Below are 24870 nucleotides of genomic sequence, written 5' to 3'. Positions count from 1 at the left end.
TTCCTTCCCGGCACCGAGCCGGGCACTTGACCGGTTGGTCTTCTCACCGGCAGGGCAGGCGGCAGCTGCGGCTCTGTCCGGACTTGCCGCAGGGCTCGTTCCTGTCACGTGTGCAGCCTGCGGTGCTCCGGACCGTTCCTTGTGCAGCAGCTGCGCGGCGAAGGCGCGCCGCGGGACCATACGGCCATGTTTCGTCCAGGAAGGCGCCGCCGCGCTCCCGGCCGCCCAAGCTGCCGAATCTGCAGCGTTTGCACCGCTGCCGGTCCTGGCCGCCGGAACTTACCGCGGGGACTTGGCCCGAGTCTTGCTCGCTTTCAAGAACCGCGGACACACGGACCTGGCCGGTTTCCTTGTCCCGGTGCTGGCCGGGGTGCTGCAGGAGGCAGCGCAGGAGGCGTTCCGGTTGTCCGGCGCCCGCACACTGGTGCTGGTCCCGGTCCCTGGATCCGCCCGTTCCATGCGCCGGCGCGGCTACGCCCCGCTGGCGCTGCTGATCAGGCGGCTAGAGCGCGCAGGGCTGTTGCCGCCCGGGTGTTCCGCCGCACCCCTGGTGTCCTACGTGCGCGGGTACGGGAGCGCCGTGCCGTTCCTCCCCGGCAGGGCGGGCAGCCGGGCAGCGGACGGCCGGCGCCTGGCACAAAAGGGGCTGGGCAGCGGGAACCGGCGCCGTAACGTCCGCAACACCATGACCGCGGCGCCGTCCCGCAGCAGCCGCGGAACCGGAGGTGCCGGGGAGGGCAGCCTCGTGGGGGTCAGCTGTGTGGTGGTTGATGATGTTCTCACCACCGGGGCCACCATCGGCGAAACCGTCCGGGCGCTGCGCGCCGAAGGTGCGGGGGTCTTCTGCGCGGCGGTTATGGCTGCCACACCAGCCCCGGGACGTAACACTTCTCCCGGATCCGGTGCCGCTGCGGGGGCGCATCCGCAAGAGTATGGAAACGGAATAGGGGGACGTGAATAAAGGTCGGCAGTGTTCTAACGTGTTGGTATGGATAGCTTCAAGAAGCGGGGTTATCCTGCGGCAACGGCCGTGAAGGAAACTGGCAGCGGCCGTTGTTGTGTCACCGAAATATATTGGAGGGCACCATGGAATTCATGATCAGCGGACGCAACGTTGCAGTATCTGACCGGTTCCGCGAGTACGCCGAAGAGAAGATCGGCAAGGTCGAAGCGCTCGGCGACAAAGTCCAGCGGGTGGAAGCCAGGGTCACGAAGCAAGGGAACGTCCGGGACGCAGACAGCGCCCTGACCGTGGAAATCACGGTGACCGGGCGGGGACCGGTGGTTCGCGCCGAAGCAACGTCCGGAGACAAGTTCGCTGCCTTCGACATCGCGTACGGAAAGCTGCTGGAACGCCTCCGCAGGGCGAGCGACAGGCGCAAGGTGCACCACGGACGCCACGCACCGGTGCCGGTCCGGGTAGCCACCGCTGATCTGGGTCCCGTGAGCACCTCCGAACCGCTTTACGCCCAGATGGGTTCAGCCGCAGAGGAAGAGTCCGCTGAGCCGACCGGCAATGATGCCGCAGCGGAAGAGGCCAACGGTGAATGCCCCGTTTTGATCCGTCGCAAGGTTTTCCCGGGTGCCCCCATGAGCCTTGACGACGCCGTGGACAACATGGAACTGGTAGGCCACGATTTCTACCTGTTCGTCGATTCAGCCACGGGAGCCCCCTCGGTGGTCTACCGCCGCCGGGGCTGGACCTACGGTGTGATTACCCTGGACTCCAAGTGTGCTGAAGGCTCCGAGGAGCCGCGGGAGGAAACACGGGGTTACCGGGTCACTGAAACGCCCGTCGATGAACGGGCCACCGCGTGAGGGTTTCCCCGCCCTAAGATGAGTGGATGAAACCCAAGCTCTCGCTCCGCCAGGCCCGCCGCACGGCACTGTCGGCGCAGGGATTGGCCCGTGCGCGGCCCACCGGCCTTGTTGGTTCAAGGCAGGTGGGCCGCACCTTTGAGCGGCTGGCGCTGCTGCAGATCGATTCCGTAAACGTTCTGACCCGCAGCCACTATCTGCCGCTGTTTTCCCGGCTTGGGCCCTACGGGCAGCCGGATCTGGACCGGATGGCCAACCGCCGTCCGCGCCGGATGGTGGAGTACTGGGCGCACGAAGCAAGCTATGTGCGGCCCGATCTTTTCGCCGACCTCCGGGCCGTTCAGCGGCGGACCTGGATGACAGCCCATTCCATGCCGGCGGCGCTGGCCGAGGACCTGCGCCGGCGCATCCTGGAAATCCTGGAGTCGGCAGCCCGGCCCCTCACGTCCCGCCAGACCGCGGAACTGTTGGGCCACAGCACGGAACGGGCCACCGCAAACTGGGGATGGAACTGGAATGCCGGCAAGCGGGTGCTGGAAGACCTGTTTGCCGCGGGCTTGGTCAGCTCTGCAGGACGGACGCCCCAGTTCGAACGTCTCTACGCGCCCACCGCCCGGATCCACCCGGCCGGGGCTGCAGCCTTGGAACCGTCTGACCCGCAGCAGGCCGTACTGAGGCTGGCCGAGGCCGCTGCCCGGGCACACGGCGTCGCCACCGTCCGCGGACTTGCCGACTACTTCCGGCTGCCGGTGCGGGAAACCGCCGACGCCGCGGCGGAACTGGTCCGCAAGGGAATCCTCGAACAGGTGGAGGTGGCCGGGTGGAAGCAGCCGGCGTTCCTGCACGCGGAGGCCGTGGTTCCCCGGGCAGCGGCCGGACAGGCCCTGCTCAGCCCGTTCGATTCGCTGGTCTTTGAACGGCGCCGGCTCGAGGAGCTGTTCGGCTTCCACTACCGGATTGAAATTTACACTCCTGCTCCCGCCCGCAGATACGGCTACTACGTCCTGCCGTTCCTTCTGGGAGAGGACCTGGTTGCCCGGGTGGACCTCAAAGCAGACCGTGCCGGCGGTAAGCTGCTGGTTCAAGGCGCCTATGCGGAACCGGATGCCCCGGGCCACACGGCGCGTCAACTGGCTGCCGAGCTTGCGCTCATGGCACAGTGGCTTGGGCTTGGGGAGATTGAGGTACGTCCGGCGGGGGACCTTGCTGCGGCCCTGAAGCTGGCAGTATGCAGGGAATAACCGTCAACCGGGAACCGCGGCCGTCCGCCGCACGTCTCTCACGTAGACTGGGGACGCCAGATTTCGGCAACTAGATTGGGAGCAAATCAGTGGCATCACTACTCGAACGAGTTCTTCGTACCGGCGATAAGAAAACGCTGAAGACACTGCGTAACTACGCCGACGCGATCAACGTGCTCGAGGATGAGTTCAAGGGCATGACCGATGCCGAACTCAGGGGTGAAACGGACCGCCTCAAGGCACGCTACGCCGACGGCGAGTCCCTCGACGACCTCCTGCCCGAAGCCTTCGCGGCGGTCCGCGAAGCTGCCGGCCGGACCCTTGGCATGCGGCACTTCGATGTCCAGCTGATGGGCGGCGCCGCCCTGCACCTGGGCAACATCGCCGAAATGAAAACCGGTGAAGGCAAAACCCTCGTTGCCACCGCCCCGGCCTACCTGAACGCGCTGACCGGCCGCGGCGTGCACATTGTGACCGTCAATGACTACCTGGCCGAGTACCAGTCGGACCTGATGGGGCGGGTTTTCCGCTTCCTCGGCATGACCAGCGGCTGCATCCTGTCCAACCAGGATCCCGCGACCCGGCGCGAGCAGTACGCCGCCGACATCACATACGGCACCAACAACGAGTTCGGCTTCGACTACCTGCGCGACAACATGGCGTGGAGTGCAGCCGAACTGGTCCAGCGCGGGCACCACTTCGCCATCGTTGATGAAGTGGACTCCATCCTGATCGATGAGGCCCGTACGCCGCTGATCATTTCCGGCGCCGCCAGCGGCGATGTGAACCGCTGGTACACCGAGTTCTCCAAGGTGGTCCAGCGGCTGACGCTGGAAACCGATTACGAGGTAGACGAGAAGAAGCGCACGGTCGGCATCCTGGAGCCGGGTATCGAAAAGGTCGAGGATTACCTCGGCATCTCCAACCTGTACGAAGCGGCCAACACCCCGCTGATCGGTTTCCTGAACAACGCGATCAAGGCCAAGGAACTCTTCAAGCGGGACAAGGACTACGTGGTCCTCAACGGCGAAGTCATGATTGTCGACGAGCACACCGGACGCATCCTGGCCGGGCGCCGTTACAACGAAGGCATGCACCAGGCGATCGAGGCCAAGGAAGGGGTGACCATCAAGGCCGAAAACCAGACGCTGGCCACGGTCACCCTGCAGAACTACTTCCGCCTCTACGAAAAGCTCGCCGGCATGACCGGTACGGCCGAAACCGAGGCCGCCGAGTTCATGAGCACCTACAAACTCGGTGTGGTCCCCATCCCCACCAACAAGCCGATGGCCCGCATTGACCAGTCGGACCTGATCTACAAGAACGAAGTGGCGAAGTTCGACGCCGTCGTCAAGGACATAGCCGAACGGCATGCTTCGGGCCAGCCCGTCCTCGTGGGCACCACCAGCGTCGAGAAGAGCGAATACCTCTCGAAACAGCTGGCCAAGGCCGGTATCCGGCACGAGGTCCTCAATGCCAAGAACCACGCGCGTGAAGCCGCCATCGTGGCCCAGGCCGGGCGCAAGGGCGCCGTCACCGTGGCAACCAACATGGCCGGCCGCGGTACCGACATCATGCTGGGCGGCAACGCCGAGTTCAACGCCGTCGCGGAGCTGGAACGCCGAGGGCTGGACCCGAACGAAAGCCCCGAGGACTACGAAGCGGCCTGGCCCGAAGCGCTGGAGAAGGCACGCCACGCCGTAGCCGCCGAGCAGCAGGAAGTCATTGACCTCGGCGGGCTGTACGTCCTGGGTACGGAGCGCCACGAATCCCGCCGCATCGACAACCAGCTGCGCGGCCGCTCCGGCCGGCAGGGCGATCCGGGTGAATCCCGCTTCTACCTGTCGCTGACCGATGACCTGATGCGCCTGTTCAACTCCGGTGCCGCCGAGCGGATCATGAACAGCTCCTCCATGCCCGACGACGTCGCGCTGGAATCCAAGCTGGTATCCAAGGCCATCCAGAACGCCCAGGGACAGGTGGAGGGACGCAACGCCGAACAGCGCAAGAACGTCCTGAAGTACGACGACGTCCTGAACCGCCAGCGCGAGGCCATCTACGGCGACCGCCGCCGCATCCTTGAGGGCGGTGACCTGCAGGAGAAGATCGGTTTCTTCCTGGAAGACGTTGTGACCGCGGTGGTGAACGAAGCTACTGCCGAGGGCCACGGCGACGACTGGGACCTCGAGCAGCTGTGGACGAACCTCAAGACCCTGTACCCGATCGGTCTCACCATCGACGAAGTGGTGGAGGAAGCCGGCGGCCGGTCCAGGCTGACCCGCGAGTTCCTCCACAACGAGATCCTCTCCGATGCCAAATTGGCCTACCAGGCCCGCGAGGAAGCCCTGGGCTCGGCCACCATGCGCGAACTGGAGCGCCGCGTGGTGCTCTCGGTAATCGGCCGCAAGTGGCAGGAACACCTGTACGAGATGGACTATCTGAAGGAAGGCATCGGCCTGCGCGCCATGGCGCAGCGCGACCCGCTGGTTGAGTACCAGCGCGAGGGCTTCGTGATGTTCCAGACCATGATGGAAGCCATCCGCGAGGAGAGCATCGGCTACCTCTTCAACGCCGACGTGCAGGTCAGCGAGCCGGCCGCCACGGCACCCAGCGCCCTGTCAGGCGTCAAGGATGCACGCGTCGTCGTCGGCGCTCCGGTGATCAAGGCTGCCGGCCTGGATGCGCCCCGGCAGCCCGCCAGCCTGCAGTTCACAGCCCCCGACAGCCAGGGCGGCGTGGAGACCAGGGTGGAACGCACCACGGCAGGCGACAGCGCCAAGGCGGCCAAGCAGGCAGCACCGGCAGCGGGGAAGGCAGCACAGCCCGCCGGCAAGGCCGGAGCCAAGAAGGGCAAACGCCGCAAGTAAGCACGAGGCAGGCCTGCTAAGAACAGGCCGGCCTAGCCGATTTCCAACGCGGTAACCCGCCAGAGCCCGCGCCGCAGCTGAACCCTCAGCGCAACGGCGCGGGCTCTGTCGTTTTCCAGCGCCACTACTGCGCCCTCGTAGATTCCTTCCGCTACGGGGCAGATCCGGCAGGACCTGATACGGACGCCGCGGTGCAGCTGCTGCGGATCCGGAGCCGTTCGGGACCGCCCCGCAGGGTTTTGCCGCAGTCCGCGCACCAGGTTGGCGCGCAGCTGCATCCGCTCGTAGTTTTCGGGATCCAGCCAGCGGGACATTTGCTGCAGTGGACGAACCCCGCCCAGCACCTCCAGGGCAGCCAGTGCCACGGACTGGCAGATGGCCTTCACCCGGGCATCGTCGGCCGGATCGGACTGCCAATGGGCGGCGGTTCCCTGCGCACCTTCCGTGCCCGGCCCGGCCATGCTGCCGGGACCGGCCGGGGGTTCCCCGGCGGCAGGTGCCGGCGGTACTGCGGTTTCCCTGGGCGAGGCAGGTACGGGCGCCGGGAGCAGGTCCTGCAGGGGAGCACGGTAAACGGCTATGGGTGGGGCGCTGTTTCCGGCCTCGGATGCAACCGGAGCTTCGGGGGCCGGAAGATAAATCACGCTGGTCATGGTGTGGTCCTTAGCGGGAGATGGAACACCAAAGTGCGGGGATGAAGGATGGCTGCAGGGGAAGCGGTCACTAAAGCGGTGGTGCCGTGAGTATCTGACCGGGGTGGATCAGGCCCGGATCAAGTCCGATGGTTTCCCGGTTCAGCTCGTACCACCGCGGCCAGAGCGCTGCTATCTCGGCATCGCCGGCGCCCGGACCGAGTTGCTGCCCGGCCAAAGACCAGAGGGTATCTCCAGCCGCTACAACCACCTGACCCGTTTCTTGCCGGGGTGTCCCGGTTAGGAGGCCGCCACCCGGAGGCTGCGGGGGAAGCGGCCGCCAGAGGGGGGACACCGCGTCTGCAGTACCGCCCGCTCCCGGCTCCGTGCCGGCAGCAGGCCCAGCCGCGCCGGCTGGGTCAGCAGCAGCCCCTGCGGAGGGGACGGCCGGGGCGGCCGGGGCGGCGGCCTCCGGAACCGCTAGGGCCGCGGCCGGCACGGACCCGGCGGCGAGGGAGAACCCCAGCAGGGCAGCGGCCAGGCGGCGCAGCGGCCCCGGGGCCAGGAACAGTGCGCGGGTGCCGGCGGCAGGAAAGCCTGCCCGATGCAGCAGGCAGCCGACCAGCGCACAAAGCGATCCGAGCACCCACCACAACGTCAGCAGGATGCCTGCGGCAGCGGCACCGAAACCCGCGAGGAAGGCAAAAACGGAGGATGGCGCGGCTGCGCGTGAAAACAAGGCGTGACCGGCCGCCGCTGCGGAGGGCAGCAGCACGGCCCCGCACCACAGGAGGAACGCGCCCAGCAGAGCAACACCGCCGGCAATGAATGCGTCCGGCCCCGGGCCGGAACGGACAATCGATGCTGCCATTGCACCCTCCGTAAATGTTCGTTTTGCTTTGCCCTGCAACGAGTCCCGGTTAAGGCCGCTTTGGTCCTTGTTGGTCCTTTGCTGCTGTTTGGGTGATTTGTTGTCGTTTGGGTCGATTTTGTTCGTGTGTTGCATGTTGTTGCCGTTGACGAGTGGTGGTGCATCTACGCCGGGAATAGACGCTCTTGTTGTCGTCTGGCCCGTGTGATGGTCGTGTCTACACTTCGCTTCCATCAGTGTCCAGAGTGGTCACCATGGGCCGCTGGAGGCTAGCCTTGGCCGATGCGATGGGATGCCCTGTTCAGGGACATGGAGGCACAGATGGCAGCGTCTGCCGCGCTTGAAGCCGAGGACGAGATCGCCGAGCGCGTCCGCATCGAAGTGCAGGGCGTGAGTCTTCAGGACAGGCTCCGCAGCCAGGCCGGAAAACACCTGGTTTTTGATCTGGGACCGGCCGGCAGGGTGGAGGGAACCCTGCGGCAGACGGGGACCGGATGGGCGGTGCTGAAACAGCAGCGCGGCGGCCAGGTGCTGGTGGTCCTGTCACACGTGGCCTGGATTCGGGGCATGGACCGCTATGCCGCTCTGCAGGCGGGGGCCGTGCACCTAGGTCTGGGTTCGGCGCTGCGCGGGATAGCACGGGACCGCAGTACCGTCACTGTCCGCTGCGCGGGAACAGCCGCCGAAACAGCATTGCACGGCACCATCGACCGGGTCGGCGGCGATTTCCTGGAACTGGCAGCGGTTCCGGGCGGCGGCGCCAGGCGCAGCAGCAACGTCACGGGCATGTACGTCCTGCCAACGGCGTCTGTTGCCGCGGTCCTGTCCCGGGACTCCGGGTGGGAATAGCTCCGGTGTTTGGAATAACGCCGGTGTTGGAATGATGCGTGCTGGAAAGACGCGAAGGCGGCAGGTGGCCCCAAGGGACGCTGGCGGCTAGGCCCCGGGGGCGCTGTTCTCCTCCACGGGTATGCCCTGGCGGACCGCTGCCGCCGACTTGCGGTAGGCCCGGGAGATGTACTCCTCCAACTGCTGGGCTTCCACCCTCCACTGGCCACGGCCGCCGATCTGGATGGCCGGCAGCTCCCCGCTGCGTACAAGGGCGTAGGTCTGCGAGGAGGAAATGTTCAGTACCTCGGCGACATCGGCCAGCGTCAGGAATCTCTTCTCGCCCACGGCACTCACCTTTCACACCGCACCACTGCGGCTTCCACCCGTTGTACATCAGCAGCACCAGTCTGGCATCAGCGAAAACCGGCTCCGTGGTTATCCACAGATACCGCTTCCCGCCGGGACCACCGTTTCAATCCGGGTGCAGGTACCCCACAATGGCTCCAGCAGGGCCCGGGCGGGTAAAGAGCATGGTCCGCAGGGGTAAAGAGCATCACCGGCGGGGTAAAGAGCATGGTCCGCAGGGGTAAAGAGCATCACCGGCGGGGGCTATCGGGACTGCCCGGAAGGGCAAGGGGAATCGGGGGAGCATGAGCCAGAGGTTGGGCGAGGGCGGCAGCAGTGCGGGCACGGAGACTGGCCTGAGAACGGCGTACCGTCCCGCCGCCGGCCGCACCATCCGTCCCGCGCCGGCCGCAGCCCGGCTGCGGAAACCCTCTTGGCGCGACCCCAGGCTCTTGCTGGGCGTGCTCCTGGTGCTGGGATCCGTGGCCGGCGTGGTCGCCCTGGTCGATAGCGCGGACAGGACCACGCAGGTGTACGCCGTCCGGCACGACATAGCCCCCGGCAGCCCGGTCCGCGGCGAGGACCTCGTGGCCGTACCGGTCCGGCTGGGCGGAGCGGAAAAGCGATACCTGACCGTTTCCGAAGGAGTACCCCCTGACGTGGTGGCGGGAACAGTCCTCCGCGAAGGTGAGCTGGTGGCCCTGTCGGCTCTGGCTGAACCGGCCACGCTGGACCGCAAACCGGTTGGCCTGCGCGTGGAGGACCCGTTGCCGGCCAGTACGGAAACCGGTTCGCGGGTGGATATCTGGGCTTCCATGCCCAACGCGCAGAACGGCTTTGAGGAACCGGAGCGGTTGATTGAAGCGGCGGAAATATCGGAGCTGACGGTTACCGAGTCAGCGCTGGGGGCCAACCGCAGTACTGAACTGCTGGTGCTGGTGGATGACTCGGACCTGCCCCTGCTGCTCAGCGCGCTCTCCAACCAGGCAAAGGTCACCGTGGTGTCCAATCCTGCCGCGGGCAAGTGAACATCCCCGTAGCCACCGTCGGGGCCGCCACCGCCGGTGTCCTGGACGGGCTGGAACGCCTGCAGGGACCGGTGACGGTGGTGCGCCGGTGCGCGGAACTGACAGAACTGGTAGCGCTCTCGCAGACCGGTATCGTCCGTGCTGCCGTCGTCGCGGGCGACACCGCAGAACTGACTGCTGCCCTCGCGGAATGGCTGGGGGCAGCGGGCGTGGCCCTGGTCGCGCTCGCTGACGATTTCCTCCTCCGCCAGCGGCTGGAGGCCATGGGCATCACCAACGCGCCCGGCACTGTGCAGGCCGAAACGCTGGCCGGACTGATCTCGACGGCGGTGCAGGCGCTGGAACACTCCGGTGCGGGGCGCGGCCTGGCGGCCGGCATTGCCCTTGCCGACCCGGCGGCCTCCTTCGGCACCGGGATTGAGGCACCCGACGGCGGTGCACCGGCAGCAGAGGAGCCGGACGTCCGTTCCGGCACCGTCACCGCTGTCTGGGGCCCCACGGGCGCACCGGGACGCACCACGCTGGCGGTGAACCTGGCCGCGGAAGCCGCAGCGGCGGGGCGGAGCGTGCTGCTGGTCGACGCCGACACCTACGGGTCCAGCGTGGCGGTTAGCCTGGGGCTTTTGGATGAGTCTGCCGGCCTTGCGCAGGCCTGCCGGCTCGCGGACCAGGGCATGCTGGATGATGCTGCCCTTGCCCGGATCTGCGCGGACGTCTCCCTGCGGGGGCACCGCTTGCCGGTGCTGACCGGCGTTACCCGGGCCGACCGCTGGATTGAGCTGCGCCCGGCAGCGCTCGCAGGTGTCCTGGCCGCCGCACGCAGGATGGTGGACGAGATCATTATCGACTGTGGATTCTCACTGGAAAGTGATGAGGAACTGAGCTTCGACACCATGGCGCCGCGGCGCAACGCCGCAACGCTGCTGGTGCTCGAAGCGGCGGACACCCTCTACGCGGTCGGCGCGGCCGATTCGGTGGGCGTGCCCCGCCTGGTCCGGGCGCTGTCGGACTTGGCCGCCGCCGTTCCCGCTGCCCGGCCGCAGATTGTGCTCAACAAAGTCCGCGCCTCCGCCGTGGGCAGGAACCCGGAAAACCAGCTTCAGGGGGCCTGGGAACGGTTCGGCCCCGGGCAGGAGATCATTGCGTTCCTGCCGGCGGATTACGACGCCGCCGACGCCGCCCTGCTGTCCGGGACAGCCCTGCTGGAAACCGCTCCGGCATCGGCGCTGCGGGCTGCTGTTGCAGAGCTGGCGGGTGTGCAGGCTTCCCGGCGGCGGCCCCGGCGGCGCGGCAGGAGCGCAAAGTGACCTTTCACCCATTCAGAGCTAGGCTCAATACGAGGAGGCTGCAACGGGGCAGCCGGACGTAAGTACTATCGGAGGCGTATTACATGTCGTCAGGATCCAGCATCGCGGATCTTTTAAGTTCGGACACTTCCCTGGATGAGTTCATCGGGAACTACTACGAGCATCTGGCGCGTGAAGATGCCCAGGCGTACCCGCCGTCGGTACTGCGGGAGCGGGCCCAAAAGCACATGGAGCTGGCCCTGACCCGGGCGGAGGGAACCGCTGCAGTGGACGTCGTGGACCAGGGGGATACCAGCGTCATCCTCATCGTCACGGACGACATGCCCTTCCTCGTTGACTCCGTCACGGCGGAAGTGGTCCGCCGCAACGCCGCCATCCGGCTGGTGGTCCACCCCATTTTCCTGGCCACCCGCGATGCGGTCACCGGCGGACTGCAGCAGGTGCGGCGCGTACCTGCTGCCGCCGGCGTGTCCAGCGGGGACACCGCAGCCCTCCCCAACCTGGCCGACCTGCTGGGCGGGGACGGCGGCACCACCCGGGTGGAGTCCTGGATCGCCGTCGAGGTGGCCCGGATTGCCGATGAAGAAAAGCGGACCCAGCTGGTTGAGGGCCTTCGGAAGGTCCTGGACGACGTCCGCGTAGCGGTGTCCGACTGGCCCGCCATGCGGACCAAGGTGCACGAGATTGCCCGCTCACTGGAGACCATTCCGGGCGCCCGCGATATTCCCGACCTGCAGCAGGCCCGGGAACTGCTGACCTGGCTGGACAACGGCAACTTCACCTTCCTGGGTTACCGGGAATATGACCTGATCACCGAAGACGGCGAAGACGCACTCCGGCCCACCGAGGGCAGCGGCCTGGGCCTGCTGGGCCGGCAGTCCTCCTCCCGCCGGATCCACCGGCTGACCGGGGCGGGCCGGGCCAAAGCCCGCGAGAAACGTGCCCTGGTGATCACCAAGGCCAATTCGCGCTCCACCGTGCACCGCCCGGCTTACCTGGACTACTTGGGCGTGAAGCGCTTTGACGAGAAGGGCAACGTCAACGGTGAGCGCCGCTTCATCGGTTTGTTCGCCACCGGTGCCTACACTGGTTCCGTCCGCAGCATCCCCATTGTCCGTGACAAGGTCCGCGACGTGATGCGCAGCTGCGGATTCCCCGCAGACTCCCACTCGGGCAAGGACCTGCTCTCCATCCTGGAGACCTACCCGCGCGACGAATTGTTCCAGATCGATCCGGCCACGCTGCTGGATACCTCCCTGGCCATCCTGCGGCTGCAGGAACGGCGCCGCACGCGGCTGTTCCTGCGCCCGGACATCTACGGCCGGTTTATGTCCGCACTGGTGTTCCTGCCGCGCGACCGGTACACGACGCCGGTCCGGCTCCGCATCCAGGACGAGCTGCGTGCCACCTTCAACGCCGAGTCCATCGACTACGAGGCTCGGATGACCGAGTCCGCGCTGGCCCGGCTGTTCTTCCGCATCCGGCTCCCGCGCGGCGGGGAGATCACCGACGTCGATACCGCGGCACTTGAGGCACGGCTGGTCACGGCCACCCGGTCCTGGTCCGAGGGCATCGAAGAAGTGGTCCGCACCAAATTCGCGCGGCCCGAGGCGGAAAAGCTTTCCGCCCTTTGGGCAGATGCCTTCCCTGCCGCCTACCGGGTGGCGTACGAAGTCGAAGACGCCATGGAGGACATTGCCCGGTTCGAGGCACGCGTTGCCCGGCCCGATACGGCCCCGGAGCTCTTCGTCTATGTTCCCGAGGACAGGGACGGCGAGGGACAGGCGGACGCCCGGCTGAAGCTGTACCTCACCGAGCCGAAGTCGCTGACCCAGATCCTGCCGTTCCTGCACAATCTCGGCCTCGAAGTCCTGGACGAGCGGCCGTTCGAGATCCGGCGCGGCGACGGGACCACCTTCTACCTGTATGACCTGGGCCTGGTGTACCCGGCGGGCATCGACCCGCTGAAGACCGGTACGCTGCTGGCCGAAGCCTTCCGTGCCGGCATGTCGGGCACCGCCGAGTCCGACGCCTTTGACCGGCTGATCCTGCAGCAGGGCATGCACTGGCGCCAGGTGGTGATCCTGCGTGCGTACGCCAAGTACATGCGCCAGGTCGGCACCGCCAACTCCTACGGTTTCGTTGCCGGCACGCTCCTGGCGAATCCCGACGTCGCACACACCCTGATCGCGCTGTTCGAAGGCCGCTTCAACCCGGACCTGACCGAAGAAGAGCGCCGTGCCGCCGTCGAGCAGGCAGGCGCTGCACTGGAGGCCGGCCTTGAGCAGGTTCCCACGCTCGACGCCGACCGGGTGCTGCGGACCTTCGCCACCCTGATCAACGCCACCCTGCGCACGAACTTCTACCAGGACAAGGCATACGTCAGTTTCAAGCTGAACACCGGCGCCATTGACGGTGCGCCGTTCCCGCGCCCGAAGTATGAAATCTGGGTTTACTCCCCGCGGGTTGAAGGCGTGCACCTGCGCTTCGGTGAAGTGGCCCGCGGCGGACTGCGCTGGTCTGACCGGCGCGAGGACTTCCGCACTGAAATCCTTGGCCTGGTGAAGGCGCAGACCGTCAAGAATGCCGTGATCGTGCCCACCGGCGCCAAGGGCGGTTTTTACGCCAAGAAGCTGCCTGATCCCGCCGTGGACCGCGGAGCGTGGATGGAAGAAGGCAAAAACAGCTACCGCACCTTCATCCGCGGCCTGCTGGACCTGACCGACAACCTCGTGGTCACGGAAACCGGCGAGGAAGTGGTTCCACCGTCCCGCGTGGTCCGCCACGACGGGGACGACAGCTACCTTGTGGTCGCTGCCGACAAGGGCACGGCGTCGTTCTCCGACATCGCCAACTCCATCTCGGCGGAGTACGGTTTCTGGCTGGGCGACGCCTTCGCCTCCGGCGGCTCGGTCGGATACGACCACAAGGCCATGGGCATCACCGCCCGCGGGGCCTGGGAATCGGTCAAGCGGCACTTCAGCGAACTGGACATCGACACCCAAACCGAGGACTTCACGGTGGTGGGCGTGGGCGACATGAGCGGTGACGTGTTCGGCAACGGCATGCTGCTGTCCGAACACATCAAGCTCGTTGCCGCGTTCGACCACCGGCACATTTTCCTGGACCCCAACCCGGACCCGGCCGCATCGCACGCCGAACGCCGCCGGCTCTTCGAACTGCCCCGTTCCTCCTGGGCGGACTACGACGAGACGCTGATCAGTGCCGGCGGCGGGATCTTCCCGCGGCAGTCCAAGAGCATCCCGCTCTCGCCCGAGGTCCGCGCGGTGCTTGGGCTCGCCGATTCGGTAACCAAGATGAGCCCGCCGGAACTCCTGAAGGCCATCCTGAAGGCACCCGTAGACCTGCTCTACAACGGCGGTATCGGTACCTATGTGAAGGCCTCCGGCGAAACCTCGGCCGACGTCGGCGACAAAGCCAATGATCCGATCCGCGTGGACGGACGGGACCTGCGGGTCAAGGTGGTGGGCGAAGGCGGCAACCTGGGCATGACCCAGCGCGGCCGCATAGAAGCCGCCCGCGCCGGCGTCATCCTTAACACCGACGCCATCGACAACTCCGCCGGCGTCGACTGCTCCGACCACGAAGTGAACATCAAGATCTTCGTCGACCGGATGGTCGCAGCCGGACGGCTGGACCCGGCGGAACGCGCTGCGTTCCTGCACTCCATGACCGACGAGGTGGGACAGCTGGTCCTGCAGGACAACATCGACCAGAACATGCTGCTGCTCAATGACCGGCAGCGGGTCCTGGAATGGAGCCCGAGCTTTGAGCGGCTGATGGACTGGCTCGAAGAGCACGCAGACCTCGACCGGCAACTGGAGGCACTGCCCACCAACGAGGAACTGCATGCGCGCATCGCCGCCGGCGAGGGACTGACCTCGCCGGAACTGGCTGTGCTGGCTGCCTACGCCAAGATCGAACTGACCAAGGCACTCACACGCTCCAACCTGGCCGACGACCCCTACTTTGCGGGCACCCTGCGCCGGTACTTCCCGAAGCAGATCGTGGAGCGTTTCGGCGACCAGCTGGACACCCACCCGCTGCGCCGCGAGATCATCTCCACCATGGTCGCCAATGACATGATCAACATAGGCGGCATCACCTTCGCCTTCCGGATCATCGAGGAAACGTCCGCGACCGAAGCCGAAGCAGCACGCGCCTTCACCGCGCTGCGGGAGATTTACGGCGTGGACAGCGTCCTTGCGGAACTCGGCGCCCTGCCGGCCGGGTTCTCCACCCAGACCTGGTCCATGATGCACCTGGACCTGCGCCGGCTCCTGGACCGCGCGGTGCGCTGGTTCGTGAACCATGTGAGCCGGGGCACCACCATTGCCGAGGACATCGAGGCGTACAAGCCGGTGGTGCGGCCGCTGCTGTCGGATCTGACCCGCTATCTGCGCGGCGGCGACGCAGCGCGGGTGCAGGAGCTGGAGGACAAGGCCCGGGAGCTGGACGTTCCCGCTGCCTTGGGCAGCTACTGGGCCGAGCAGTTCGAATCCTTCGGGCTCCTCGACGTCGCCCGCGTCAGCCGGACTGCCGGGGAACCCGCGGCAGACGTGGCAGCCGTGTATTACGCGGTCTATGACCGCTACGGCATCGATGACCTGCTCGAGCGGATCACCAAGCTGCCCCGGGATGACCGGTGGCAGGCCCTGGCCCGCGCTGCCCTGCGTGACGACCTCTACTCGACTGTCGCGGACATGACCACGGCTGCCCTGGAAGCAACGCCTGAGCTCGACGCGGCCGATCCGGTACAGCGCATGGAAACCTGGGAAGAGGAAAACGCAGACCACCTGCAGCGTGCCACGAAGATGTTCAACGAGGTGAACCGCCTGGAGCAGGACGACATGGCCTCACTGTCCGTGGCGCTGCGCCTGCTGCGTTCCATCGTCCGCCGCTAGTCCGGAGTACACGTGGCAATCTTTACCGACCCGATAAAGGACCACGCCGACTTCGGTCCGGGGGACGCCGAATGGCTCCACCTGCTGGTGGGGGACTGGCAGATGGTGGCAGACCTCGCCTTCGCCGACCTGGCGCTGTGGTTCCCGGTGCCCGAGGGCGGGTACGTGGCCCTGGCCCATGCCCGCCCCTCGACGTCGCACACCGTGTTCCACAGCGACTTCGTGGGGGAGCGCATCCGGGCCGACCTGCAGCCGCTGGTGGACACAGCATGGCGCAGCCAGCACATCGAGCGGTCCAGTGAAACGAGCTGGACCGCCGAGACGGCCATGCGTGTGGAAGCCATCCCGTTTGTACGGAACGGACGGACCCTGGCAGTGGTGACCTCACACATGGATCTGTCCAGCTCGCGGATGCCCTCCCGGCTGGAGCTGACGTACCGGCAGTGTGCCTATGACCTGCTGCGGATGGGAACCCTGGGGCTGTGGCCGGACTTCGCCACGCCCACCGGATCGCGCCGGGGAGCTCCGCGGGTAGGCGACGGCCTGATCCGGCTGGATGCCGAGGGGATTGTGCAGTATGCCAGCCCCAACGGTGTGTCCGCGTTCCGCCGGTTGGGGGACATGGAAACGCTGGAAGGCCGTTCCCTGGCCGAAATCACTACGGCCCTGCTCAAGGACCGGCGCATGGTGGACGAAACGCTGCCGCTGGTAGTCACGGGCCGGATGCCGTGGCGCACCGAGATCGAGTCCCGGGGCGTCAGCCTGTCCCTGCGGGCCATTCCGCTGCGGGACGAAAAGGAACGCTTCGGTGCCCTGGTGCTGTGCCGGGATGTTTCGGAGCTGCGCCGGCGGGAGATGGAACTGGTTTCCAAGGACGCCACCATCCGCGAAATTCACCACCGGGTGAAGAACAACCTGCAGACCGTGGCCGCCTTGCTGCGGATGCAGTCCCGCCGGATGGAGAGTGAGGAAGGCAAGCAGGGGCTGGCCCAGGCCATGCGCCGCGTCTCCACCATCGCCCTGGTGCACGAGACACTGTCCCAGGGACTGACGCAAAACGTGGACTTTGACGAGCTGATCGACCGCCAGTTCCGGATGTCCGCCGAGGTGGCTTCCCCTACGCAGGAAGTGCGCACCCGCCGGGAAGGATCATTCGGTGAACTGCCCAGCGATCTCGCTACGCCGCTGGCCCTGGTGATTAACGAACTGGTGACCAACGCCGTCGAGCACGGACTGGCAGGCCGCCGCGGAACCGTGGGCCTGTCTGCCCGTCGCCACGGCCCGGCGGGGCGCGAGGAAAGGCTCACCGTCACTGTGTCCGACGACGGCGTGGGCCTGCCGCCGGGACCGCGGAGGGAGGGTCTGGGGCTGCAGATTGTCCGGACCCTGGTCCAGAGCGAACTCGACGGGACCATCGAGTGGTCCGCCGGCAAAAACAGCGGCACCCAGGTCACCATCGAAATGGGGCTGGATACCGAGTACCGGCGCACCTGAGCAGTTCCAGCCGGACCCGGCAGCAAAGACACCGGGTACGCAAAAGGGCCGTTGCTGCGAGGCAACGGCCCTTTGACGTACCCGGCGTTCCGGAAAGTCCTGCTATGAGGCCCGGCGTGCGCGGGCGGCGCGGCGCTTCAGTGCGCGGCGCTCGTCTTCGCTCATGCCGCCCCAGACACCTGCGTCCTGGCCTGTTTCGATGGCCCACTGCAGGCACGTATCGATGACCGGGCACCGCCGGCATACACTCTTGGCTTCTTCGATTTGAAGAAGAGCCGGGCCTGTGTTGCCCACGGGAAAGAAAAGCTCCGGATCTTTATCCAGGCAAGCTGCGCGGCTCCGCCAATCCATGTTGATCACTATCTCCTCTGAAGAGTTGACTCCTACGTGTTTGTGAAAACATTCACGAGCAACTACAAACTAAAGGGGCCGGTCTCGGCCCCTGATTTCCCTGTATCTAGCGTGGCACGTCAGGCCAAAGCAAACAAGGGGTAAGCAGCGTAAATTATGGCCACAGTGCTGAGGGATGCATCACAGTACGGGTGTTTTGTACCGGGGTACTGCCGGGACGGTGCGGTCCCTCCGGCGCCCATGGTGCTGCGGCGTCCTGCGGGCTGCACGGTCCGCCACCAACCGGCAGGGGAGCACTGGCTGCGCCTGTCTCCGGTATTCTGCCTATGTGTCAACACCCCCAAATGCGCCAAAGCGCACCCCGGCCGTCCTGGTCATCTCTGCCGTTCTTGTCCTGGAAGCGGTTTGCCTCCTCGCCTTCGCCGGCTGGTACGGCTATGAGCTTGCCACGTCAACGCCGCTGTCCATGGGTGGGGCTGTCTTCACCCTGGTCTTCGCTGTAGCACTTGCGGTGTGGCTGCTCGCCGTGGGCCATTTCTTTTTTCGCGGATACAGGTGGACCCGTTCGGCAGCGGTGGTCTGGCAGCTCTTTGTGGTCATCATCGCCGTTCCCACGCTTCAGGCGGGACTGGTCCTCGCCGGCCTGGCGATGCTCCTGCCGGCCGCGGCCGTGCTGGTGCTGCTTTTCACCAAGCCCGTGCTTGCCCACACAAGCCGGCTGACCGACGGCGCCAAAACCTTCTGAACCCTGTCAAGGTCCTCATTCGTCCCGATAGGCCGTCTGGGCTTCCACGGACTGTGTTCCTTCCACTAGGAAGCATCTGCCCGGAGGGCGCCTAAGCGCGGTATCAATCCGGATGCCGAAGATATCCCCGTCCACGGGCGACGCGGGACACAGGAGTGCTCCCCGCGGTGCCGAACGGACCTGCAGGGCCAGTGGAACCCGGGCCGTCAGCTGCGGTCCGGATGCGGCTGCCAGCACGACCCGCGCGCCCTGTGACTGCAGCTCGGCAAGCCTGCGGTGGACCGGAGCCGGCAGCAGATCAGCGTCATCGACCAGCAGCAGCAGGCGGTGGACCAGGCCGGTTCCGGGCGCCGCCAGGAACGCGTCGAGATTTTCCTGGAAGTCCGCGGCACTGTTTCCGGAAAAAACATCCAGTGACGGATGTGCCGCCCGCTGCATCTGGCGCAGGAAAGATGTGCGCCCGGACCCGGGCGGGCCGGCCACTAGGAAAACCGACCCCCGGGGGACCTGCGCCGCGGCCGTGCCCAGCTCATCTCCGCATAGACCCACTGCCACGGAATCGGTGCCGGGCTCCGCTGTCAGGCGATCCGGCGCAACGATCGCGGGCAGGGGCTCTATCCGGTGCGGGGGAGGGACCCCGTCAGGCAACCCGGGCAGCCCGGAGTGCGGCTCCTGTCCGAGGAGCTGCGCGGCAAGGCCTTCCGCCGTTCCGATCCGTCCCTGGACCAGGGCGCGGCCGGTGATGCGGTCCATGGCCGGAAGCCGCGGCCACAGCAGCAGCGTCTCTGCGCTTGCATCTGCGGGAAAAAACAACCGGTTGGGGATGAGCGGGAAAAACCGGGAATTGAGCAGTTCCCGCTCACCGGCGATGACTACGCATATACCCGCCCGTTCTCCGTCCCGGACGAGGTCCGCCAGGTCATCTTCGCCCGCCAGGCCCCGCCCCGAACGGAAGGCTGTGCACCAGCGTGCCCATCCGGAAACTACGAGGGTAATCTCGGCTGCCCGGGAAGTGTGGCTTCCGCCGGCGGTGGCGCCTCCGGCCGAAGCCATCCGCGCCACTGCTTCACCGGCCAAAAAGGCGAGCACGCGTGCTGCGCGTTTCGTGTCCTGCGGGCCCACATAAGCGCCTGTCTGCCCGGCACCTGCCAACCAGGCGAGGCTGCCGTCAGCGTCGAGGATATACAGGTGCCGGCCTGGTTGGGCCGCCACCAGTCCGGAGGTGACCAGTTGCAGGCAGTCGGATGTTCCGGCCCGCGGCGAACCGAGTACCGCCAGATGGGAGTCGGTGCCCGGATGCCAGGACAGTTCCCGTTGATTCTGGTTTTCAGGGTCGTCCAGCAGTCCGAGCAGGACTGTCCCGGCGGGGGAATTGCCGGGCACCGCCGGTTCAGCCGCGCCGATGCCAACTAAACCGGTCACAGCCGATGCCGCGGCTGTGTGCGCATTGAGCCGTTCCCGGGAGAGGGCACGGGGGAGCGGCTGCAGCACCGGGCGGAACGGCGACGGGTATGCTCCCCGCTCCGCGGCTTGGCAAACCGCGGCGCAGTATATTCGCAGTGCATTCGGCGACGGAGCGGCCTGCTCCCGTGCCCCCTCCTGCTGGGCGAGGAGATACGCCGCCAGATCCGTCACGGCAACGCTGCCGGTGCCGGGGCGCTGGGCGGTGGAAAGGGACTGGAAGGCCAGCGGCTGTCAGCCGCCCTTGGCGACAAACGCCCGGCCGGGCAGGGCAGCCGGGATGGCGGCAGCACAGTCGGAACCGAGAATGTCCCGGGATTCTGCGGCGGACGAGACCCGCAAGGCAATGGTGGTGGCAATGTTTGCCCGGATGTCGCTGGTCAGTGCTCCCTGCGGCCGCTGGGTTGCCAGCAGCAGGTGCAGGCCGAGGGACCGCCCGATGGCTGCAATGCGCATCAACTCCGGCAGGGCTGCCGGTACCTCGTCAGCCAGCATCCGGAACTCGTCAACCACCACCAGCAGGCGGGGAAGAGGCCCGGCAGCCCCCGGACGGAGATTGTAGGCGGCCATGCTGTCGGCTCCGGCTTCGGCAAAAAGGGCTTCGCGGCGCCGTACTTCCGCCCGCAAAGACATAAGCGCCCTGGCCACATCCCCGGCGGACAAATCCGTCAGCAGGCCCACAGTGTGCGGCAGGCCGCCCAGCGGTTCCAGGCCCGAGCCGCCCTTGAAATCGATCAGCAGGAAGGTGACGGCGTCTGGCGGGTGTCCGGCCGCCAGTGCCGCAATGAAGCTGCGCAGGAACTCTGATTTGCCCGAGCCTGTGGTGCCCCCCACCAGGAAATGGGGGCCGTCCTTCTGCAGATCCAAAGTGACGGGGCCGTCCGCAGCCATACCGACAACTGCCGCGGAGCCGGCTGTCCCGAGCTTCCAACTGCGCAGGATGTCGTCGGGTTCGGAGGGGTGGTGCATACCAAAAGCCGCCAGCTCCGGCACCCGGGCGACAGCGGCGGAAGGAGCCGGACCGGCGCCGCAACCGGCAGCCCGGGACGCGGCCAGCGCCCGGCTGAGCCGTTCGAAGGTTTCCGGGCGGATCAGGTCCGGTATGAATTCCAGGGTGTTGGTGCCGTCGGCATAGATGCCGCGGAGGGAAGACATGGAGACGGTGACCGCTGCCGGACCTCCGCCGAGCCGGACGACACTTGTATGTTCGCGGAGGGTATCGGGCAGGGCGGCCAACAGATCCCCGGCGTGCTGCGACCAGCCGCCAGTCAGGCAGAGGGCAAGCACCGTTCCGGCCCCAAACCCGGCATCCTTATGCAAGGCGGCTATCCTGGCGCCGGCAGAGGCAGCCCGGGCAGCCGAGGCTTCCGGCAGTGCCGCGAACGTGACGCCGGGGAGGAAGCGCGCGGCCGGTTCCCAGTCTGCACTGCTGCCTGCACACACGATGTGCAGGGTGGATCCGGATGCCTCGGCAGAAGCGGCCTGCAGCAGTATCGTCCGGCATAGTGCCCCGGCATCCGGTCCCCGCAGGCAGATATCCCGGTCCCTGCCGAGCCGGAGGATTACGGGCGCGTCGGGGAGTACCGGAGCAACAAAGCGGGAGCTGGGCGGGACCGGCACCAGGTTGGCGGGCTGAGGAGCCGTTCCAATGCGGACCGGGTAGCAGGGCCCGGCATCGTCCGCCTGGTGGAGCGCCAGGCCGGGCGGCGCAGCAGACGTAACCGGAGCTGAAGGTCTGCCGAAGGAACCCTCAACAGTCCCAAGTACGGCGGCCAGTGCGGTGGTTCCCGGGTCCGGGGCCGCCAAGCGGCGTCCCCGGGCGTCCTCTCCGGCAGCCTCGTCTATGGCCCTGGTCTGTTCCCTGCGCCGCCGGCGCGCGCCAGCTGCACCAAGCAGTGCGGTTACGGCCGAGAGTCCGCTGAACGCCAGGAACATCCACATCCCGGTGGCCAGGGCCAGGACCACTCCCAGAATGAGCGGCAGCAGTGCTCCGACGAGCAGTAGGCCGCCTTTCTGCCCCTGCTCGGACAGGTGCACGGTTTGCGGCTCGAAAGGATCAGTGCGTGCTGACTCCGGGTCCGGAGCGGCAGAGGGCACCGCCAGCCGGCATGAACTGTAACCGAACCGCAGGGTGGAACCGGTGTCCACCACGGCCGCATTCACCGGCCTGCCGTCGACCCAGGTGCCGTTGGCTGAGCCTTGGTCGCGGACCTCCACCGAGTCCGTTCCGACAACGAGAAGGGCGTGCTTGCGCGAAAGCGCCGGATCCGCGATGGCGATCCGAGGCGCCGTGTTAACGGCGGTGCCCGTTCCGGATCGGGACCGCCGGCCGACCTCATAGGAACCCCGGTGCAGCGCCGTAACGGAACCTGAATCCGGACCGCTGCAGACAACCAGCAAGAGGGGAGCGTCCATCACTTGCGGCGGGTGCGCTTTGCCCGGAGACACTGCCCCGCTGGGCAGAGGCGGGGACCAGATGATGACGGCGCCGTTAGCGAAAGGGGAGCGGCCCGGCACCAGATCCTGGAGGAGGACACCGGCAATCCTGAAGGTTCCGGGCCCATACCGTTTCACCAGCACAGCGGCAACAGCGTTGCCGCCTAGTCCATCCGTGACCTCTATTACTATTTCCCTGGAAATGCAGCGGTCCGGTTGGAGGTTTATCTCCGCCCCCGGAACGGCGGCTAGTGTGACATGAAGCAGCAAGGCTCCTCCTTTCCTGCAATCTGCCAGCAGGATTGCAGGCGTTTGTTCCGCGCGGCACTACGGGCAAAAAGGGGCGGGGAAAGGCGCAGCAGGTATGCGGCCTGGGGAGGACGGGTTCCGGCCCGCAGTAAACTGCTGAGGAAGACCATCCTGAAAGGCAAGATTGACTCGCTTACATACTGCTCTCGGTTCCGCTCCCGCTGATGCGGCCAGCGGACCGGAAAAACGCGCCTACCGGCCCGATATCCAAGGCCTGCGCGCGTTGGCGGTACTCATGGTCGCGGTCTACCACATCTGGTTCAACCGCGTGTCCGGCGGGGTGGACGTCTTCCTGCTGATCTCCGCATTCCTGCTGTCCCTGTCCTTTATCCGGAAGGCCGAATCGGGAGCCGGGATACGGCTGGGGTCCTACTGGCTCCACGTTTTCAAACGGCTGCTGCCCGCCGCCGCCGTAGTTTTGGTGGGCACCCTTGCAGCCACGGCCCTTTTTGTCCCCAGATACCGCTGGACGGAGATCCTTGCACAGGCGTGGACGTCGCTCCTGTACGTGCAGAACTGGGCCCTGGCCGCGGACTCGGTCGACTATTACGCCGACAACAGCAGCGCGAGCCCGTTCCAGCATTTCTGGTCGCTGTCGGTCCAGGGCCAGGTCTTTATCCTCTGGCCCCTGCTCTTTGCGCTCTGCGTGCTGATCGCGCGCTCAGTGAAACTGCGGTTCCGAACCGTTGTGCTGATGGTCTTCGGGTGTGTTTTCGCCGTCTCGCTGACGTTCTCCGTTATCGAGACTTACACCAACCAGTCCTTCGCGTACTTCGATACGCGGGCGCGCTTGTGGGAGTTTGCCTTCGGCACCTTGCTGGCCCTTGCACTGCCCTACCTGAAACCGGGCAAGGGACTCAGAGTCGCCGCCGGTTGGATCGGCCTGGCGGCGATCCTTTCGGGCGGGTTCATCCTGGACGTGCAGGGACAGTTCCCCGGATTCGTGGCGCTGTGGCCGTTGGCAGCCGCGGCCCTGATCATCGTGGCGGGGCAGACGGGCAGCCGTTTCGGAGCCGACAGGTTGCTCTCATGGGGGCCCCTGGTCCGGATGGGCAATATGTCCTATGCCCTCTATCTGTGGCACTGGCCGGTGCTGGTCATCTACCTGATCAGCCGGGGGCGCGACTCCGCCGGACCGCTCTCCGGGGCAGCGGTCATCGCAGTCTCGCTGGTCCTCGCCTATCTGACAACCCGGTTGATCGAACGTCCCCTGCGCAGGATGGACTGGGCGCAGCGGCGGCCGCTGAACGGCGTCGTTGTCGTGGCCGCCTGCGCGGCACTCGTAGCAGTACCGGTCCTCTCCTGGCAGACGTCGCTGCGCGTGCAGTCCGAGAACCTGCTGGCGAACGCGGACCGCAACAACCCCGGAGCCGCGGCGCTGGAACCGTATTACACCTTCGAGGGCGACCCCGACGCCCCGCTGCTGCCGACCCCGGAGAACGTCTGGCGCGAATTCGCCCCCCTTGAAAGCCGGTGCTCGGGACAGTTGGCCCCGGATGCCGAGGCACTCGAGGGCTACAACTGCTCAGAGGTAGTCGCCCCGGAGAATCCGGAGAAGGTCATTGTTGCCGTCGGCAACAGCCATGTGCGGCAATGGCTTGCAGCGCTGCAACCGGTCGCCGAGGAACGCAACTGGGCATTGATTGCCCTGATCCAGGGAGGATGCCCATTCCAGGGCTTCCTTTCGGAATATGCCGACGGATGCAATGACCGCAACGAAGCCGCATTAGAGTACATTTCGGAGCTGAAACCGGACGCGGTGGTCACCACTGCGACCTATGCCTTGGACGGGCCGCCGTACGAGGTCTTCCCGGAGGGATTCGCCGAGGCGGCCGGGGATGTCCTGGCGCAGGGGACTAACCTGGTGGGAATCCGGGACAACCCGCGGTTTAGCTTCGACATGGGCCAGTGCCCGGAGCAGTTCGGAAATGATGCGCCGGAATGCAATCCGGCCTACGAGACGGTGCGGAACGTGGGGACATACGTCCTGGAGACCATGGGAGAGGCAGTCGAGGGATTGACCCTGATGGACCTTGACGACTTGTTGTGCCCTGCCGGGACGTGTCCTGCCGTCATCGGAAATGTGAGGGTGTATATCGACAATAACCACCTCACTCGGACCTACGCGGAGTCAATGGCGCCGCAGGTCGGACAGCGGCTGCTTGACTCCCTCGGATGGTGACCGGGCTCGCCGAAAATGCCTGAAGCC

At 66.5% G+C, this 24870-nt stretch carries 17 protein-coding genes; 11 read left to right on the top strand and 6 right to left on the bottom strand.

Features of this window, described 5'->3' with window-relative positions; genetic code table 11:
- The first annotated feature begins 292 nt into the window (after nt 1-292).
- From LJ754_RS00995 to secA, 4 genes are all read left to right on the top strand, one after another.
- A complete protein-coding gene (locus tag LJ754_RS00995; RefSeq protein ID WP_227924982.1) occupies nt 293-961 on the top strand; it encodes a ComF family protein in 669 nt (222 codons plus the stop codon).
- Nucleotides 962-1086: 125 nt separating this feature from the next.
- Nucleotides 1087-1818, top strand: coding sequence for a ribosome hibernation-promoting factor, HPF/YfiA family (gene hpf / locus LJ754_RS00990; protein WP_227924981.1), 732 nt, complete (start codon nt 1087-1089; stop codon nt 1816-1818).
- A gap of 26 nt (nt 1819-1844) precedes the next feature.
- A complete protein-coding gene (locus LJ754_RS00985) occupies nt 1845-3059 on the top strand; it encodes a winged helix-turn-helix domain-containing protein (RefSeq protein ID WP_227924980.1) in 1215 nt (404 codons plus the stop codon).
- Nucleotides 3060-3148: 89 nt separating this feature from the next.
- Nucleotides 3149-5926, top strand: coding sequence for a preprotein translocase subunit SecA (gene secA / locus LJ754_RS00980; RefSeq protein WP_227924979.1), 2778 nt, complete (start codon nt 3149-3151; stop codon nt 5924-5926).
- A gap of 32 nt (nt 5927-5958) precedes the next feature.
- Here secA and LJ754_RS00975 read toward each other — a convergent pair whose 3' ends face one another.
- Together LJ754_RS00975 and LJ754_RS00970 are read right to left on the bottom strand one after the other, a co-directional pair.
- Entirely contained in the window at nt 5959-6579 is a 621-nt protein-coding gene (locus tag LJ754_RS00975; RefSeq protein WP_227924978.1) for an Rv3235 family protein, read from the bottom strand.
- A 70-nt stretch (nt 6580-6649) separates the two neighbouring features.
- Nucleotides 6650-7429, bottom strand: a complete 780-nt coding sequence (locus tag LJ754_RS00970; protein ID WP_227924977.1) for a LysM peptidoglycan-binding domain-containing protein — start codon at nt 7427-7429, stop codon at nt 6650-6652.
- Nucleotides 7430-7711: 282 nt separating this feature from the next.
- On the opposite strand from LJ754_RS00970, the gene LJ754_RS00965 reads away from it, so the two are divergent.
- Nucleotides 7712-8278 (top strand): hypothetical protein, encoded by a 567-nt coding sequence (locus LJ754_RS00965; protein WP_227924976.1) that lies wholly within the window; start codon nt 7712-7714, stop codon nt 8276-8278.
- An 87-nt stretch (nt 8279-8365) separates the two neighbouring features.
- Here LJ754_RS00965 and LJ754_RS00960 read toward each other — a convergent pair whose 3' ends face one another.
- A complete protein-coding gene (locus tag LJ754_RS00960; RefSeq protein WP_227924975.1) occupies nt 8366-8605 on the bottom strand; it encodes a helix-turn-helix domain-containing protein in 240 nt (79 codons plus the stop codon).
- A 305-nt stretch (nt 8606-8910) separates the two neighbouring features.
- Here LJ754_RS00960 and LJ754_RS00955 point away from each other — a divergent pair, with 305 nt between their 5' ends.
- The 4 genes from LJ754_RS00955 to LJ754_RS00940 all read left to right on the top strand — a co-directional run bounded on the left by LJ754_RS00955 (nt 8911) and on the right by LJ754_RS00940 (nt 17359).
- Nucleotides 8911-9633, top strand: coding sequence for a hypothetical protein (locus LJ754_RS00955; RefSeq protein WP_227913706.1), 723 nt, complete (start codon nt 8911-8913; stop codon nt 9631-9633).
- The gene (locus LJ754_RS00950) at nt 9630-10940 is read left to right on the top strand and encodes an AAA family ATPase (RefSeq protein ID WP_227924974.1); all 1311 of its coding nucleotides are present in this window, start codon (nt 9630-9632) and stop codon (nt 10938-10940) included. Before LJ754_RS00955 ends, LJ754_RS00950 begins: the two co-directional genes overlap by 4 nt.
- An 83-nt stretch (nt 10941-11023) precedes the next feature.
- On the top strand, nt 11024-15865 hold the full coding sequence (locus LJ754_RS00945; RefSeq protein WP_227924973.1) for an NAD-glutamate dehydrogenase: 4842 nt from the start codon (nt 11024-11026) through the stop codon (nt 15863-15865).
- Between the two features lie 12 nt (nt 15866-15877).
- Nucleotides 15878-17359, top strand: a complete 1482-nt coding sequence (locus tag LJ754_RS00940) for a sensor histidine kinase (protein WP_227924972.1) — start codon at nt 15878-15880, stop codon at nt 17357-17359.
- A 102-nt stretch (nt 17360-17461) separates the two neighbouring features.
- On the opposite strand, the gene LJ754_RS00935 is transcribed toward LJ754_RS00940, so the two are convergent.
- A complete protein-coding gene (locus LJ754_RS00935) occupies nt 17462-17710 on the bottom strand; it encodes a WhiB family transcriptional regulator (RefSeq protein WP_055239553.1) in 249 nt (82 codons plus the stop codon).
- 328 nt (nt 17711-18038) lie between these two features.
- Between LJ754_RS00935 and LJ754_RS00930 the strand changes: the two genes are divergently transcribed.
- Complete coding sequence (locus tag LJ754_RS00930; RefSeq protein ID WP_227924971.1) at nt 18039-18455, top strand: hypothetical protein; 417 nt, start codon at nt 18039-18041, stop codon at nt 18453-18455.
- A gap of 15 nt (nt 18456-18470) precedes the next feature.
- Here LJ754_RS00930 and LJ754_RS00925 read toward each other — a convergent pair whose 3' ends face one another.
- Nucleotides 18471-19877 (bottom strand): hypothetical protein, encoded by a 1407-nt coding sequence (locus tag LJ754_RS00925; RefSeq protein ID WP_227924970.1) that lies wholly within the window; start codon nt 19875-19877, stop codon nt 18471-18473.
- Between the two features lie 273 nt (nt 19878-20150).
- Nucleotides 20151-22331, bottom strand: a complete 2181-nt coding sequence (locus LJ754_RS00920; RefSeq protein ID WP_227924969.1) for an FtsK/SpoIIIE domain-containing protein — start codon at nt 22329-22331, stop codon at nt 20151-20153.
- A 454-nt stretch (nt 22332-22785) separates the two neighbouring features.
- On the opposite strand from LJ754_RS00920, the gene LJ754_RS00915 reads away from it, so the two are divergent.
- Nucleotides 22786-24843: an acyltransferase family protein gene (locus tag LJ754_RS00915; protein ID WP_227924968.1), complete on the top strand. Its 2058-nt coding sequence runs from the start codon at nt 22786-22788 to the stop codon at nt 24841-24843.
- Nucleotides 24844-24870 lie beyond the last annotated feature (27 nt).

This window comes from Arthrobacter sp. zg-Y40 (assembly GCF_020731535.1).
In the GTDB taxonomy this organism is placed as follows: Bacteria; Actinomycetota; Actinomycetes; order Actinomycetales; family Micrococcaceae; genus Arthrobacter_B.
Note: the sequence above shows the minus strand (reverse complement) of the source record. Positions and strands in the feature narration are given on the sequence as shown.